The organism is Pseudomonas sp. 5Ae-yellow, assembly GCF_014077575.1.
GTDB classification, from domain to species: Bacteria; Pseudomonadota; Gammaproteobacteria; order Pseudomonadales; family Pseudomonadaceae; genus Halopseudomonas; species Halopseudomonas neustonica.
The window spans coordinates 70308-86322 of the sequence record NZ_JACGWE010000005.1; the positions used below are offsets into that span (position 1 = coordinate 70308).

10 protein-coding genes are annotated in these 16015 nt (G+C 58.1%); 7 read left to right on the plus strand and 3 right to left on the minus strand.

Annotated elements, in window-relative coordinates:
* Positions 1–32: 32 nt before the first annotated feature.
* From H4J77_RS05035 to H4J77_RS05050, 4 genes are read left to right on the plus strand one after another with little or no spacing between them, the layout of a single operon-like run.
* Positions 33–917 (plus strand): CheR family methyltransferase, encoded by an 885-nt coding sequence (locus H4J77_RS05035; protein ID WP_182247304.1) that lies wholly within the window; start codon positions 33–35, stop codon positions 915–917.
* A gap of 2 nt (positions 918–919) precedes the next feature.
* A complete protein-coding gene (locus H4J77_RS05040) occupies positions 920–7153 on the plus strand; it encodes an Hpt domain-containing protein (RefSeq protein ID WP_182247306.1) in 6234 nt (2077 codons plus the stop codon).
* Positions 7146–8111 (plus strand): chemotaxis protein CheB, encoded by a 966-nt coding sequence (locus H4J77_RS05045; protein ID WP_310734939.1) that lies wholly within the window; start codon positions 7146–7148, stop codon positions 8109–8111. The genes H4J77_RS05040 and H4J77_RS05045 overlap by 8 nt, the downstream gene beginning before the upstream one ends.
* A 41-nt stretch (positions 8112–8152) precedes the next feature.
* A complete protein-coding gene (locus H4J77_RS05050) occupies positions 8153–8629 on the plus strand; it encodes a chemotaxis protein CheW (RefSeq protein WP_182247310.1) in 477 nt (158 codons plus the stop codon).
* Between the two features lie 12 nt (positions 8630–8641).
* Here H4J77_RS05050 and H4J77_RS05055 read toward each other — a convergent pair whose 3' ends face one another.
* Together H4J77_RS05055 and ompR are read right to left on the minus strand one after the other, a co-directional pair.
* Complete coding sequence (locus H4J77_RS05055) at positions 8642–9943, minus strand: ATP-binding protein (protein WP_310734940.1); 1302 nt, start codon at positions 9941–9943, stop codon at positions 8642–8644.
* Positions 9940–10662: a two-component system response regulator OmpR gene (gene ompR / locus H4J77_RS05060; RefSeq protein ID WP_123888229.1), complete on the minus strand. Its 723-nt coding sequence runs from the start codon at positions 10660–10662 to the stop codon at positions 9940–9942. The genes H4J77_RS05055 and ompR overlap by 4 nt, the downstream gene beginning before the upstream one ends.
* A gap of 194 nt (positions 10663–10856) precedes the next feature.
* Between ompR and H4J77_RS05065 the strand changes: the two genes are divergently transcribed.
* The 3 genes from H4J77_RS05065 (at position 10857) to gshA (ending at position 15259) form a co-directional block, all read left to right on the plus strand.
* On the plus strand, positions 10857–13184 hold the full coding sequence (locus H4J77_RS05065; protein ID WP_182247312.1) for a Tex family protein: 2328 nt from the start codon (positions 10857–10859) through the stop codon (positions 13182–13184).
* Positions 13185–13188: 4 nt separating this feature from the next.
* Positions 13189–13593, plus strand: a complete 405-nt coding sequence (locus H4J77_RS05070; RefSeq protein ID WP_158611231.1) for a PaaI family thioesterase — start codon at positions 13189–13191, stop codon at positions 13591–13593.
* Between the two features lie 88 nt (positions 13594–13681).
* The gene (gene gshA / locus H4J77_RS05075; RefSeq protein WP_182247314.1) at positions 13682–15259 is read left to right on the plus strand and encodes a glutamate--cysteine ligase; all 1578 of its coding nucleotides are present in this window, start codon (positions 13682–13684) and stop codon (positions 15257–15259) included.
* Positions 15260–15304: 45 nt separating this feature from the next.
* Here gshA and H4J77_RS05080 read toward each other — a convergent pair whose 3' ends face one another.
* Complete coding sequence (locus H4J77_RS05080) at positions 15305–15712, minus strand: flagellar basal body-associated FliL family protein (protein ID WP_123888233.1); 408 nt, start codon at positions 15710–15712, stop codon at positions 15305–15307.
* Positions 15713–16015 lie beyond the last annotated feature (303 nt).

Sequence of the window (16015 nt, forward strand, 5' to 3'; positions counted from 1 at the left end):
CCTCCGGTTTCGCCTGGAGCGAGGGGCATAAAGTGCAGACAACGCAGAATTGGTCGTTGCAACAGCTGCCGGAAATGGACGCGCATCAATTTCGGCAGTGGCAAACACTGCTGGAGGCTCGTACCGGCGTGTGCGTTAGTGATCAGCGCAGAACGTTTTTGCAGACCAGCGTTGGCACGCGCATGCGTGAGCTGAACATCACCGACTATCAGCAATACTATGATCAGGTGACGCAGGGTGCGGCGGGCGCGGTGGAATGGTCTGCGCTGATTGATCGATTGACGGTGCGGGAAACCAGCTTTATGCGGCACCGGCCCTCGTTCGATGCCATTGGTCGGCATTTGAGCGCACTGCTTGCTGATCGGGGCGCAGAGCGGCCATTGCAGCTATGGAGTGTGGGTTGCGCCAGCGGCGAGGAGGCTTACTCGTTGGCCATTGTCAGCGAGCAAAGTATTGCTGCAGCGGGCGGCCACGCCAGCGGATATGGCGTCTGGGCGACCGATATAAGCCTAAAGGCGCTAGAGCAGGGGCGTGCCGCCACTTACTCTGGCAATCGTCTGGGCGGACTGGACGACCGTGAGCGCCGCGAATGGCTGCAAACCCTGCCGAATGACCGTTACGAAGTTGCCTATGCCCTGCGTGACCGGGTGTGTTTTTCTCGCTTGAACATTCTTGAATTGGCCCAGGCCCCTATCAGGGACCTGGATATTATTTTCTGCCAGAACCTGCTCATCTATTTCCGTCGCTGGCGTCGCCGCGATCTGCTCAACCTGCTGGCGACGCGGCTCGCGCCCGGCGGCATGTTGATCATTGGATTGGGTGAAATCATGGACTGGAATAATCCCTTGCTCGAGCGGCTACCTGATGACCAGGTACAGGCCTATGTGCGCCGGGATAGCACTGGACGTCTGGAGTAAATATGAGTGATCGGCATGACTACGTCGCTCTCGATTGGGTCAAGGGCGAGATTTCTGAAACGCTGAATCAGGCGCGTCAAGCGCTTGAGGCCTTTGTTGAAACCCCCGAGGATTCAACGCGTCTGCGTTTCTGTCTGACCTATATACATCAGGTCCATGGCACGCTGCAGATGGTCGAGTTTTATGGTGCAGCACTGCTCGCCGAAGAAATGGAGCAGCTTGCTCAAGCGCTTATGAACGGTGCAGTGAAGCGCGAAAGCGAAGCGCTCGAAGTGCTCATGCAGGCCATCCTGCAGATGCCTGCTTATCTTGATCGGGTACAAAGTGGCAGGCGTGATTTGCCGCTGGTGCTTTTGCCGCTGCTGAACGATATGCGCACCGCACGCGGAGACAAGCTGCTATCGGAAAACGCGCTTTTCAGCCCCGGACTCGATACCGCCGTTGCTGAATCGTCATCGGAGCTAGCGGATCTATCTCAAGCTGACAACGTCAAGCAGTTGCGTAAATTGCGTCAGGCGTTGCAGATGTCGCAGGCCGGGGTTATCCGCGGCCAGGATATCAAGGTTAACAGCCGTCACCTGCGCAACGTATTTGCGCGGCTACAACAGCTTTGTCAGGGTGCGCCTTATGCGGATCTTTGGGCCATTTTTGCCGGTGTTGCAGAAGGCCTTGAAGAGGGCAGTATCGAAAATGGCGCAGCTGTCAGACAGTTGCTCCGGCAGGCTGACCAGGAGCTCCGTCAATTAATGACCCGGGGCGCTGACGCACTACAAAGTGCTCCGCCACCCGAGTTACTGCGTAATCTGCTGTTCTACGTCGCCAAAAGCGCCGATGGTAGCCCGCGATTGGACGCGTTGAAGCAGCGTTATCAACTGCAGGACTCCTGGGCTGGTGGTCAGGATGATCTGTCAGCTGAGGACGCGCGACTGGTTGGTCCTGATCGGGGCGCCATGCAGTCGGTGGTGATGGCGTTGGGCGAAGAGCTGATGCAGGTCAAGGATCAACTCGATCTCTTTGTACGCAGCGATCGCAGCCAGCTGGACCGCTTGTCAGCCTTATTGCCCATCATGAAACAGGTTAGCGATACGTTGGCGATGTTGGGCCTGGGGCAGCCGCGACGGGTTTTGAGTGAGCAGATTGAGCAGGTAGAGCGCCTTGCCAGTGGTGAGTCCAGTGTGACCGATGCGGCGCTGATGGATGTTGCCGGTGGCATGCTCTATGTTGAAGCCAGCCTGCAGGGCATTCTCGGTCTTGAGCGAGGCGAGAAAGAGGGCGCAGTCGATAATGACATGCAGCGTCTTGCTGCTGCTCAGGACATTGTGCAAGTCCAGCACATGGTCGTGCACGAAGCCCGCAATGCGCTGGAAGAAACCCGCGAAGCGATCAATGCTTTTATCGCTAATCAATGGGATCACAGTCAGCTTGAGCCCGTAGATGAGTTGCTGAACAGCGTGCGTGGTGGTCTGGCAATGGTGCCGCTGGCACGTGCGGCGGCTGATGTCGGTGCCTGCCGACGCTATATTCTGGAGCAGTTGGTGGATTCCAAGGCGATCCCTGACTGGGTAGCGCTGGATGCGCTGGCTGATGTCATCACCAGCATCGACTATTATCTTGAGCGTCTCGCCGAAGATGATAGTAACCGCGGTGACAGCATTCTGGACGTCGCTGAAGAGCGGCTTAGCAGCCTGGGTTACCACCCTGATTCATTGCCGGATGGCGCCCCCTCTGCAGACGATAGCTCGCAGATGGCTGACGAACTCGCCAATGCGGAAGCAACTGGCGCAGACGCAAATGCTGCTCCTGCAGCGCCAGCGGTTATTGAAGACGACGAGCTGGACCCCGAGCTGGTCGAGATTTTCGTCGAGGAAGCCGGCGAAGTGCTGGAGACGCTAGCCGAGTTCACCCCTGCCTGGCAGCAAGATCACGCCGATAAAAAAGCACTGGCGGAAGTTCGCCGCGGCTTTCACACCCTCAAGGGTAGCGGCCGCATGGTTAAGGCCGGCGTGCTCGCGGAGTTGGCCTGGTCAGTTGAGAATATGCTGAACCGGGTGATGGATAACAGTGTTGCGCTGGGCGTCGACGTCTTCACGGTAGTGAACGCGGTACGAGCGCTGATGCCGCGTCTGGTTGAAGACTTTGCCAGTAATCAGCAGCGTATGTGGCCTGAAGTCGAGCAGTTGACTGCCCAGGCGGATGCCTTGGCACGTGGCGAGGTGATGCCCGATGCTGCCCCGGCCCAGGTTATCGACGAAGACGCTGATTTGGCTGAGGCGCCTGACGTATCAGGCGAGCTGCCTGAGTTACTCAGTGAAGAGTCAGCGGCTGATTTGCCAGACCTGGTTGAAAGTAGTGAATCCGATCCAGCGGATATGGATGTCACACTCGAGCCGCTCGATAGTCTGCCGGAGTTGGAGGCAGACGAGATCGATCTCGATCAGTTGCCCGAGCCTGTGCAGGAGCCTGAAGCAGACCTGACGCTGCAAGATGAAACGCTGCCGCTTATTGAGACGGATAGTCTGGACAGCTGGTCAGAGCCTGACACACTTCCCGCAGAGCCAGAGCCAGAGCCAGAGCCAGAGCCAGAGCCAGCTGAAGCTGAAGCGACTATGGACCCGGTATTGCTGGACATCTTCCGCAATGAAACCCGTAGTCATATTGATCAAATCAACGCCTATCTGCACGAATGCGAATTGCACGGCCTGCCACGCAGTATTAGTGATGCCCTGCAGCGCGCACTGCATACGCTGAAAGGCAGTGCCCATATGGCGGGCATCCAGTCGATTGCTGTGCTGGCTACCCCGCTGGAGAAGCTGGCTAAAGAGTTCAAGGCTAACCTGATTCCTACCGACCAGGCTTTGGTCAATTTGTTGGGTGATGCGGTCACGCTGTTTGAAACTGGCTTGGATCAGTTGGCGGCTGGTCCAGACAGGCCCATTGCCGGTACCGAGGGCTTCCTGCAGCGTTTGCATGAGCTTCAGCAGCAGGCCCTGGCAACCCGCGAAGCAAGCCGTGCAGACCTTGAGGACGGAGATGCTGGCAGTAGCGGCCTCATGTCTATTTTCCTCACCGAGGGTATCGACGATCTCCTGGATGCTGCCGACCTGCTGTACGCCAAGCAGGCGGATGCCACGGTCGCGCTCAATAGTCGCGACTTGATTGGCGCTCTGCGTGGTTTGGCAGATGTGGCTGGCGATGTAGAACTGCCTGCGCTGGAAGAGCTCTGTGAAGCACTTGAGCGGGTGCATGAACGCGTGCTGGAGGGTCTTGAGCTCGATTCGCCTGCACTGGGTGTCCTTGCAGTAGGGCACGAGCGCTTGATCAGCATGATGGATCAGGTGGCAGCTCATCAGCACCTGGTCGCAGCGGCAGAAGAAATCCAGGCGCTTCAGGCGCTGCTACCGGCCGATATCCAGGCTGTTAAGGCGCCGCCTGTTGCCGCTCAGAGTAAATCGGCGGGGCTGTGGAGTCCGAGTGAAGCTGGGACAGACGCAGAACTGGTCGATATTTTTCTCGAAGAAGCACAGGAAATTATCGAAAGCTCCGCCACCAGTCTGCAGCAGTGGAAGGACGATACCGGTAATACTATTGCCGTCGAATCATTACAGCGCGACCTGCACACCCTCAAGGGTGGCGCGCGGATGGCCGAGATTCGCCCGGTTGGTGATCTCTCGCACGAGATGGAATTTGTGTACGAGGCACTTTGCGAGCATCGCTATGAGGTCACTGCGCCGCTGTTTGAGCTGCTAGATGCTTGCCACGACGCCTTGGCCGATATGGTCGACGGCGTGGTCGCGGGGCGCCCTATCAGCGATGGCGCCGCGCTGATTGCAGCAATTAATAGTTTCCGTAAGAACCCGTCCGAGCCGCCACGCCTGCCCAGCAAAACTGGTGATGATCTCGACACGGGTGGTGCGTTGGTGTCAGCACCTGCTGCAGAGCCGCAACCCATGGGCGGCATGCTGGCCATTTTTGTTGAAGAAGCGGACGAGCTATTGTCGCCATGCGCCGAGCTACTACAACGGCGTGAAGCAGATGCTGCGGCCGCAGCTGAGTTGCTGCATCGCATTCAGACACTCAAGGGAAGTGCTCGCCTGGCTGGCCAAAGGCAGCTCGCGGACCATGCGAAACAGCTCGAAATTGCGCTGCAAAGTGGCTCAAGTGAGAATGAAGAACTGGCACAGAATCTGGCTGCGTTGCAGGCAAGAATCGCTGAGCTGTCCGCTGGTCAGTTGCCGGGTTCGGATGAGATTACGGCAGAGCCGCAGCCGCTAGCGACAATTGACGCGCCGGTTGCAGTCGCGCCAGCAGCGACAGGTATGTCATTGGCGGGTGTGCAGGACATTCTGCAGCGAGCCATGAACGCCAGCCAGCCATCGGCAGAAGGCGCCAAACGGACCAGTGGCCAGGAGAGCGTCAAAGTGTCTTCGGCGCTGCTGGAAGAGCTGGTCAACCTGGCCGGTGAGACCTCCATTTTCCGCGGCCGCATCGAACAGCAAGTGACAGATGTCGGCAGTATCCTGGAAGACGTAGAAAGCACCATTGATCGGGTTCGTGACCAGCTGCGTCGCCTTGATATGGAAACCCAGGCACAGATTCTGTCCCGTCACCAGGAAGAGCTTGAGCAGAGCTACGAAGATTTCGATCCGCTGGAAATGGATCAGTATTCGCAGCTGCAGCAGTTGTCGCGCTCGTTGTTTGAGTCAGCGTCGGACTTGCTGGATCTGAAAGAATCGATCGCTACCAAGAGCCGCGACGCGGAAACCCTGCTGGTGCAGCAGGCGCGGGTTAATACCGAGCTGCAGGAAGGTCTGATGCGCACGCGCATGGTGCCTTTCGAACGCTTGCTGCCACGCATGCGTCGCGTCGTACGTCAGGTCGCCGGTGAACTGGGCAAGCAGGTCGAACTCATTGTCGGCAATGCCGAGGGCGAGATGGACCGCAGTGTGCTGGAGCGCATGATCGGCCCGCTGGAGCATATGCTGCGTAACTCGGTCGACCACGGTGTCGAGATGCCTTTGGTGCGACAGGAGCAGGGCAAGAGTGGCGAAGGCAACATCTGGCTCGACCTGGCTCGCGAGGGTAGCGAGATAGTCTTGACGCTGAAGGATGATGGCGCCGGTATTAACCTCAGTGCCGTTCGCAACAAAGCGATTGAACGCGGACTGATGGATGCGGATGCTGAACTGACAGATCAGGAAGTACTGCAGTTTATCCTGGAAGCGGGCTTCTCAACCGCGACCCAGGTGACGCAGATATCCGGTCGTGGTGTTGGTATGGATGTGGTCAACGCTGAAGTGAAGCAGCTTGGCGGCAGCATGACGCTGACGACCGAGCCCGGTAAGGGAACGACCTTTACTATTCGTCTGCCCTTTACGGTTTCGGTAAACCGGGCGCTTATGGTGTATTCCGGGGAAGACCTGTACGCGATTCCATTGAATACCATCGAGGGTATCGTGCGGGTTTCCGGCTATGAGCTTGAAGCCTATTACGCGCCAGACGCACCGCCTTTTGAATATGCGGGTAAAGAATACGATCTGCGCTATCTGGGCGATCTGCTGGTTACTGGCCAGCAGCCGCGGCTGACTGGGCATTCGCTACCGTTGCCCGTCATTCTGGTGCGTGGTGCCGAGCACAGCGTGGCTGTGCAGGTCGACTCCTTGGCAGGCTCGCGCGAGATTGTAGTAAAGGGTCTTGGGCGTCAGTTTGCGGTCGTGCCCGGGATTTCCGGTGCCACTATCCTGGGTGATGGGCGCGTGGTGGTGATCCTCGATCTGCTGGCTGTTATCCGCGCACAACAAGCGCTGCAGGCGCAGCAGTACCTGGCGGCTGAACGGGCGCAGGCGAGAAGTAAACCGGAAGCACGCGCGACGCTGGTCATGGTTGTGGATGACTCCATTACGGTGCGTAAGGTGACTACGCGCCTACTGGAACGTAACGGCATGGAAGTGGTAACGGCGAAGGACGGTGTGGACGCCATTGCCCGGCTCCAGGATATTAAGCCGGACATCATGTTGCTGGATATCGAGATGCCGCGCATGGACGGCTTTGAGGTGGCGACGCGGGTGCGTCATGACGAGCGCCTGAGCGAGCTACCCATTGTCATGATCACATCGCGGACCGGCGAGAAGCACCGCGAGCGTGCGCTTAGCATTGGGGTAAATGTCTACCTGGGTAAGCCTTACCAGGAAGCGCAGTTGCTGGACGTTATCAGCAAACTGGTAGATGTCCGTGAGTGATAGCTGTGTGCCGGCGATTGCTCTGCTCGCCGGCAACGAAAGTAAGCGTAATCGGCTGGCGGACGTACTCACTGGGTTCGGCTACCGTTTGGTTTTTGCCAGTGATCCCGCCGAGCTTGATGCGGGGCGACTGGCGCAGATCGAGACCGATGCCTGGTTGCTTGAGCTGGCTGAAGAATCACCGTTGGCAGACTGGTTGCTTGAACATAGTCCAGTGCCTGTTTTGTTAGGCGTCGGCGATATTCCTGATGTGAGCGATGAGGAGTATCCGCGCTGGCAACGGCGCTTGCTCGGTAAGCTGCAGCCCCTGCTTGGTGCGCCACCTGCGGCTGACTGCCTGGCCCCGGCGATAGTGCCTCAACTACCCCATGATGTGCCGTCTTGTGTTTGGGTGCTGGGCGCGTCTTTGGGTGGTCCAGCAGCAGTTAAGCGCTTCCTGGATATACTGCCGGCAGCGTTGCCGGTCGCTTTCATCTATGCCCAGCACATTGACGCTGGCTTTGAACAGCAGCTACCGCAGATTCTGGGTCGTCAGAATGACTGGCGTATTATCAACTGTCAGCCTGGTGCTCATCTGCGCAGGGGGGATGTGTTGGTTGCGCCAGTATCGCGCTCGTTGCGCTTCGGCTCCGGCGGTACAGTGCAATTAAGTGATGAAGCCTGGCCGGGCTTGTATCGTCCGTCGATTGAGGCGGTGCTTGATGAGACGGTGCGTGCTTTTGGGTCTGCCAGCGGCGTTATTGTTTTCAGCGGTATGGGTGAAGACGGCGTAGGCGCTTGTGGCCGATTGCGTCAGCAGGGGATTGAGGTTTGGACCCAGGATGAGCAGAGCTCAGCCTGCGCGACCATGCCCAAAGCGGTAAAGGATGCCGGCTTCAGTAGCCGAGAAGGCTCGCCAGAAGAGTTGGCAGCGGCGCTGCAGCATTGGCTGCTGCAAGAATGGCCACTGGCCCTGTAGGCGCGACAGCGTCCCACGAATAGCAATGAGGATCGGTAGACATGTCGGATGTGCTGGAAAGCCTTAATGGTCTCATCATTCCGCTGGCGGGTAAGCCGCTATTGTTACCTAACGTCGCGGTAGCCGAGCTAGTGGCTTACCGCCTTAGCCAGTCGGCATCGAGCGGCCCCGAATGGTTTCTCGGCTGGACTCTTTGGCGTGACCAGCAAGTACCCATGGTAGACCTCGACAACTTGCTGGCTGAAGGCGCGGAACCTGCTGCTGGAGCAGAGCCGCGCACGCTGATTCTGAACGCGCTGGATGGCGTGACTAACCTGCGCTTTATCGGTGTGCGGGTGTGGGGCATTCCGCGCGCGCGCCGGTTGACGCGCGAAGAGGTAGAGAAGGTTGGGGAAGGTAGCCGCTATGTATTACAGCGGGTGCAGGTAGCTGAGGAGGCTGGCGAACTGCTGATTCCCGACTTGTCCGCCGTCGAGCAGGCGCTGGACCAGTCCGGTCTCTTGCGCCGCGCCGGTTGATCAGCCCTCGTATCAGAGTATGAAGCTCAGCCGTGCCTCGGTCCCACCACCGATACGGTTGAGCAACTGAACACTAGCGCCATGGCTATCGGTAATGCGTTTGACGATGGCCAGCCCCAAACCAGTGCCGCGCGTCGAACGCGCCTGATCGCCCCGAATGAAGGGGCTGAATAACGCGTCCCCTTCTAGCACTTCCACCCCTGGTCCACGATCGAGCACGCTGACAATCAGCCGTGACTCGGGACCTGCTTGCTGCAGATAGGTGCAGACCTCGACGCCGGTGCCGCCGTGTATCAGCGCATTTTCAATCAGGTTGGTCAGCACGCGCTTGATCGACAGCCGGCGAAACTCGAACTCCGGCACGGGTTGCAAGCACAGCCTAACCGCCTCGCCATTGGTATTGAGCGGGGCGACGACTTCGCTAATCAGCTCGTTGATATCACCGCTCTCGCTCGCCTCTGCACTGCCGTCGCGAATATAGGCCATGAACTGATCAAGAATCGCGTCCATGTCTTCGATGTCGCGGATCATGCCATCGGTAAGCTCGGGTTCAGCGTCCGACAGTAACTCGGTGGATAGGCGCATGCGTGTCAGCGGTGTGCGCAAATCATGAGAAACCCCCGCCAGCAGCATGGAGCGATCACGACTGGCCTGCTCGACATCCTGCGCCATCTGATTGAACGCACGGTATACCTCGGCAATTTCGGAGGGTCCGCTGTTATCCAGGAGCCTGACTCTTTTACCTCGCCCAATACTGCGCGCAGCGCGCTCCAGGGTTTTCAGTGGCTGGCTGAGCTGGCGCACCAGCAGCCAGGCCGCAGCCGTTGAGAGCATGCCGATCAATACCAGCCAGGTCACTACCATCCACACTCGTTGGCCGCGCAGCGGGTGGGCGTAAAGTGGCACTTTTAGCCAGTAGTCACCGTAAGCTGGCTGATGAATCCAGACCGCCGGATGGCTTTGGGTTTGTACCCGTACTTGAGTCTGGTCGCCTAGTTCATCGCGCAACTGGTGGGTAAAGATGCCGGAGTAGGGCCAATGAACCTCGCCCTGCGGTACCTGTTCGGGAACGGTTACCTGCACCCCGGTCATCTCTTCGATATCGCGACGCGTATCCGGGCTGCTGGCCCAATAGGCGCGAACCAGCATGGCCGTGCCGTGACTGTACTGGCGGTCAACGAGCAGATCCTCGTTACTGAGCAGGTAAATCAGCGTCAGCATCTTGGAAAACAGGGTAACCAGCAACACCAGCAAAATGGTGCGGGCAAAAAAGCTACGCGGGAGTAGCGGGTGCCAGCCAGGACCACCCTTCACGCGGACTGGCCGTCCGGTACGAAGACATAACCTACGCCCCAGACCGTCTGGATATAACGGGGCTTGGAGGGATCGGGTTCCAGCATACGGCGCAGGCGCGATATCTGTACGTCGATGGAACGCTCCAGCGCATCCCATTCACGGCCGCGGGCCAGTTGCATCAGCTTGTCACGGGTCAGGGGTTCGCGTGGGTGGCGGACCAGTGCTTTGAGTACCGCAAATTCACCGGTCGTCAGCATGTTCACTTCCGTACCGCGCTTCAGCTCGCGGGTGGCCAGATTGAGGACGAATTCACCAAAGGTTACCTGGTCGTCATCGGTGCTGGGTGCGCCTGGGACCTGCGGTAGCTGGCGCCGCAATACCGCTTTCATCCTGGCGACCAGCTCACGTGGATTAAAGGGCTTGGGCAGATAGTCATCGGCTCCAATCTCCAGCCCCTGAATACGGCTGGTCTCATCACCTTTGGCGGTCAACATGATGATAGGTGTGGTATTGCCCTCGGCACGCAGACGCGCGCAGGCGGTCATACCATCTTCGCCGGGGAGCATCAGGTCGAGCACGATCAGCGAGTAGATCTCACGTGCCAGCAGACGATCCATCTGCTCGGTATCTTCAACCGCGCGAACGCGATAGCCTTGTTCACCCAAAAAGCGTTCCAGCAAGCGCCGCAAACGCACGTCATCATCGACAATCAGGATTTTCTCGCCTTCGCTCGTCATGCTGCACCTGCCTGAGATATTAAGCCCGCATTGTGACCCAAGCCCGCGCTTTTTGCGGGCTGACCATTGTTACAAGAGGTTTCTTTTTACCTTGTTATAGTACTGGTATCCAGCGTGCTTTTGGGGGCCGACCTGAAGCTGTGTCTCGGTTATACTGCCCGACCTGTTACCGCAAATCGTGGAATTGATTACCCATGCAGAGTATTGCCGCACGCATTGCCGCTGAATTGTCGGTGCGCCCTGAACAAGTAGATGCCACCGTGGGCCTGCTGGACGAGGGTGCAAGCGTTCCCTTTATTGCTCGCTACCGCAAGGAAGTCACCGGCAGTCTGGATGATACCCAGCTGCGTTACCTGGAAGAGCGTCTGCGTTATTTACGCGAGCTCGAGGACCGCCGTGCGGCGGTGTTGTCGAGTATTGCTGAACAAGACAAGCTTACCCCCGAGCTGGAACGTGATATCCGTCAGGCCGAGACCAAGACCCGGCTGGAAGACCTTTATCTACCCTACAAGCCCAAGCGTCGCACCAAAGGCCAGATCGCTATTGAGGCTGGCCTTGAGCCCCTGGCTGATGCGCTTTATGCCGACGCAACATTGGAGCCTGAAGCCCAGGCTGCAGCCTTTATAGACGCCGACAAGGGCGTCGCAGATACCAAGGCTGCGCTCGATGGCGCCAAATATATTCTGATGGAGCGCTTCAGTGAAAATGCGGCGCTGCTCGACAAGCTGCGTCGTGCGTTGCGCGAAGAAGGCCGGGTAGTCTCACGCCTGGTTGCTGGCAAGGAGCAGGAAGGCGCCAAGTTCAGCGATTACTTTGAATATGATGAGCCGCTGGCCAAGGTGCCGTCGCACCGTGCGCTGGCGATTCTGCGTGGCCGTAACGAAGGCGTGCTGAGCATCGCTCTGGAGTTGGGCGATGAGGCGCCAGCGGTGGGTGCCATGCACCCATGCGAAGGGCTCATTGCCGAGGCCGTTGGTATTGAAAACCAGGGCCGCGCAGCAGACAAGTGGCTATTGGAAGTCGTGCGCTGGACCTGGCGAGTAAAGCTGCTGGGTCATCTGGAAACCGAGTTGTTGGGCGAACTGCGCGAAGGTGCCGAAGACGAAGCTATCCGCGTCTTTGCCAGTAATCTCAAGGATCTGTTGTTGTCTGCGCCCGCCGGGCCGCGCATTACCCTGGGGCTGGACCCGGGGTTGCGTACCGGCGTCAAGGTTGTAGTAGTTGATGCCACCGGTAAGTTACTGGATACCGCTACCGTATTCCCACATGCGCCACGCAACGACTGGGATCGCTCATTGGCTACGCTGGCAGCGCTTTGCCAGAAGCATCAGGTCAGCCTCATTGCCGTCGGCAACGGCACTGCCTCGCGTGAGACCGATAAGCTGTCGGCCGATCTGATCAAGCTGTGCAGCGGCCAGACCATGCAGAAAGTCATGGTGTCAGAGGCAGGCGCTTCGGTGTATTCGGCCTCGGAGCTGGCATCGCGCGAGTTTCCCGATCTGGATGTTACCTATCGCGGCGCGGTATCCATCGCCCGGCGTCTGCAGGATCCCCTGGCCGAGCTGGTAAAAATCGAGCCCAAGGCCATTGGTGTGGGTCAGTACCAGCACGATGTGTCGCAAATAAAGTTGGCGCGCGGGCTGGATGCCGTAGTGGAAGACTGCGTAAACGCGGTGGGCGTAGACCTCAATACCGCTTCCGCTGCACTGCTGACGCGGGTCTCCGGCCTGAACCCGAATATCGCACAGAACATTGTCGACTTTCGTGATCAGCACGGTGCGTTCAAAAACCGCAAGCAGTTACTCAAGGTGAGCCGTCTGGGCGAAAAGACCTTCGAACAGGCCGCAGGCTTTTTGCGGGTCATGGATGGCGACAATCCATTGGACGCTTCTGCGGTGCATCCCGAGGCCTATCCTCTGGTAACCCGTATCGCCGAAGAAACCGGGCGCGACGTACGTGGCCTGATTGGCGACTCGGCGTTTCTGCGCAAGTTGGAGCCAGCACGTTATACCGATGAGCATTTTGGTGTGCCTACCATTACCGATATCCTAAAAGAGCTGGATAAGCCGGGCCGCGACCCGCGCCCCGAGTTCAAGGCAGCAGAGTTTCAGGAGGGTGTGGAAAGTCTCAAGGATCTCAAACCGGGTATGACCCTTGAAGGCGTTGTCACCAACGTTGCCAATTTCGGCGCATTTGTCGATATCGGTGTGCATCAGGACGGCCTGGTGCATATTTCCATGCTGTCGCAGCAGTTCATCAAGGACCCGCGTGATGTGGTCAAGGCCGGTGACATCGTCAAGGTCAAGGTGATGGAAGTCGACATTCCTCGTCAGCGCATCAGCCTCACCATGCGTCTTGAAGATACGCCGCCGGCGGCGGGCGACAAGTCAGAATCACCTGCCGAGCGCAGCCGGGCACGTAATCAGGGTAACAAGCACAACGCCAAAACCAACGCACAGGCCAAGCCATCCGCAGAAGGCACTTTTGCCAGTCTGTTTGCCAATGCCAAAAAGAAAAGGTGATGCCATGAGCGATTTACACCCGGCCCTGGCGGCCTTCGCAGCCCAACGCACCAGCGAGTTTACCGCGCTGGTTGGTATAGAATTCGCCGCCATAGAGCGGGGCAGCTGCACATTGCGCCTGCCCATCACCGATAAGCACTTCAATTCCACCCATCGCGTTCATGGTGGCGTGGTCTTTACCCTGCTGGACTCGGCCATGGGTGCCGCTGCGTTCAGTGTGCTGGAAGCGCATGAAAGCACGGCGACCATCGAGTGCAAGATCAACTACACTCGCGCGGTCATTGGTGGTGAGCTGGAGTGCACCGGCAAGGTCGTGCATGCCGGCACCCGCACCATAGTGGTGGATGGCGAGGTTTGGCAGGACGGCGCTCTGGTCGCCAAGTGCCTTGGTACCTTTGCCCGACTTTAACGAGCGCAAGGGCCTGCGCCTTTCTATACTGATTGAGATGCCAGTTGGTGGATACCAGCTGGTGCTATAACCCCCAAGGAGTGACACCTTGTCACCAACGCTTAGTAAACGTCTCGGCCTGCTGCGTGATCCTGCGGTGCAGCCACTACTGACCGATTGCCGTCACGGCATCGAAAAGGAAAGCTTGCGGATTACCGCAGATGGCATGCTGGTGCATAGTGAACACCCCGCCAAGCTGGGGTCGGCACTGACGCATCCGACTATTACCACTGATTACTCTGAAGCGCTGATTGAGCTGATTACTCCAGTCAGTCGCAGTATTGACGAGCTGTTCGGTAATCTCGATCAGGTACACCGCTTTACCTACAGCCACTTGGGTGACGAGCGCCTGTGGAATCAGTCGATGCCATGCCGTTTACCGACCAACGATAGCGATATTCCGATTGCCTGGTACGGTACATCGAACGTCGGCACGCTAAAAAACGTCTACCGCCGGGGCTTGGCGATTCGCTATGGCAAGGCCATGCAGTGTATTGCGGGCGTGCATTACAACTTTTCCCTGTCGCCGGCGCTCTGGGCCCAGCTCAAGCAGCAGGATCAGGACGCGCGCAGCGACCAGCAATACCAGTCTGAGCGCTACTTCGCGCTGATTCGTAACTTCCGCCGCTATGCCTGGCTGTTAATGTATCTGTTCGGTGCCTCACCAGCCGTCTGTGCCACTTTTCTGCAGGGCCGCGATCATCGTTTGCAACCCCTGGGCGAGAAGAGTCTGTACTTGCCGTATGCGACCAGCTTGCGCATGAGTGACCTGGGTTACAACAACAACGCACAATCCGGTTTGAACATCTGCTACAACAGCCTGGAGAACTACATTGCCAGCATGCTGGACGCGATCAGCCTGCCTTATGAGCCCTACGCTAAACTGGGTACGCACGACGCGAACGGCGACTGGCAGCAGCTGAATACCAATCTGTTGCAGATTGAAAACGAGTTCTATAGTCCAATTCGGCCCAAGCGGGTTGCGCAGAGTGGTGAAAAGCCGGTGCATGCACTGGCTCAGCGTGGCGTTGAGTACATTGAGGTGCGCTGCCTGGATATCGATCCGTTTGCACCGCTTGGGGTTGATCCATCGACGGCGCACTTTATGGACAGCTTTCTGCTGTATTGCGCATTGCAGGAGAGCCCGGAGCTGGATGATGCCGAGTGTCAGGCGGCATCTGATAATTTCAATCTGGCGGTCAAGCGTGGACGTGAGCCAGGTTTGCAGCTGCAGGACAACAGCGGTGAACGCTCGCTGGTGGACTGGGGCAACAAGCTGCTGGATGGTATGGCAGCTTGTGCCGAGCTGCTCGACAGCGCTAATGATACCCAGAGTTATAGCCTGAGCCTTGACCAACAGCGCGCCAAGTTGGCTGATTCTGCTCTTACCCCATCAGCGCGTGTGTTGGCCGCTATCAAAGAGCAGGGCGATAGCTTCTTCCGTTTTGCCTTGGCCCAGTCTGAAGAGCATAACCGCTATTTCCGCGCGCGGCCGCTGGATGCACAAGTGCAGGCTGAGTGCGAAGCTGCGGCTGAAAAGTCGCTGGCAGAGCAGGAGGCTATTGAGGCAGCAGACACGCTGGACTTCGACAGTTATGTTGATCAGTACCTGAGCCAGCGAGTCTGATCTGCCCGCTGGTGCTACCCCGCGCGGGGCAGGTGCCAGCGAGACCTACTGCACTATCAGGTTGGTAAACAGCAGATCATCAACCAGCGGTGCACCTTCCTCTTCGGTCAATACAGCCTGGACGGTCTCCAGCGCTGTTGCGCGCAGCGCCTCTTTGCCATCCATAGAGGACAGGTCGTCGGTGGTCTGGCGCGCAAACAGCGTGACCAGGGCATTACGAATCAGCGGGTCGTGATACTCGATACGGCTAACGGCCGCGGGATCTTCAGTTCGCAGCGCGACATCCGCCTTGAGATACTGGATGCGCGGGCCCGTGCCTATGGTGCCGACAAAGGACGGCTTCATCTCGACGTAGGCAGTTTGGTTGGCAGGTGCTTCATCTTCTTCCGCGCTGACCGTGAAGGGCAGCAGCAGAGCGGCGATGAGTAACAGAGAAAGGCGTCTGCGTTGCATATTGTGGGGCTCCAATGATGTCGTCACAGGATAGCTGAGCAAGGGGTCCTCGCCAAATGCTTATCCGTCCATCCATCCAGGCTGGTGCTGATGTTATGCATACCCATCACTTCAGGGCATGGTCATTGACCCTGGTGCGGGGTAGACGACTAGACTGTAGGCATCGTAGGCCAAGCCGTTGTTGGCACAACGAGCGGTAGTGCTAATACAGATTTAAAATCGCCGACGCGACGCTATTTACGACACGTAAAAAAGCGCTTGTTCGGTTTTTTGTCCTGTTTTGGCTGCCTCTATCACCTTATT

Bases quoted from the DNA above. Each gene is read 5' to 3' on its own strand.
- ompR (WP_123888229.1), bottom strand. From the start codon at position 10,662: ATGACGAGCGAAGGCGAGAAAATCCTGATTGTCGATGATGACGTGCGT.
- H4J77_RS05070 (WP_158611231.1), top strand. From the start codon at position 13,189: ATGAGCGATTTACACCCGGCCCTGGCGGCCTTCGCAGCCCAACGCACC.
- H4J77_RS05040 (WP_182247306.1), top strand. From the start codon at position 920: ATGAGTGATCGGCATGACTACGTCGCTCTCGATTGGGTCAAGGGCGAG.
- H4J77_RS05050 (WP_182247310.1), top strand. From the start codon at position 8,153: ATGTCGGATGTGCTGGAAAGCCTTAATGGTCTCATCATTCCGCTGGCG.
- H4J77_RS05065 (WP_182247312.1), top strand. From the start codon at position 10,857: ATGCAGAGTATTGCCGCACGCATTGCCGCTGAATTGTCGGTGCGCCCT.
- H4J77_RS05080 (WP_123888233.1), bottom strand. From the start codon at position 15,712: ATGCAACGCAGACGCCTTTCTCTGTTACTCATCGCCGCTCTGCTGCTG.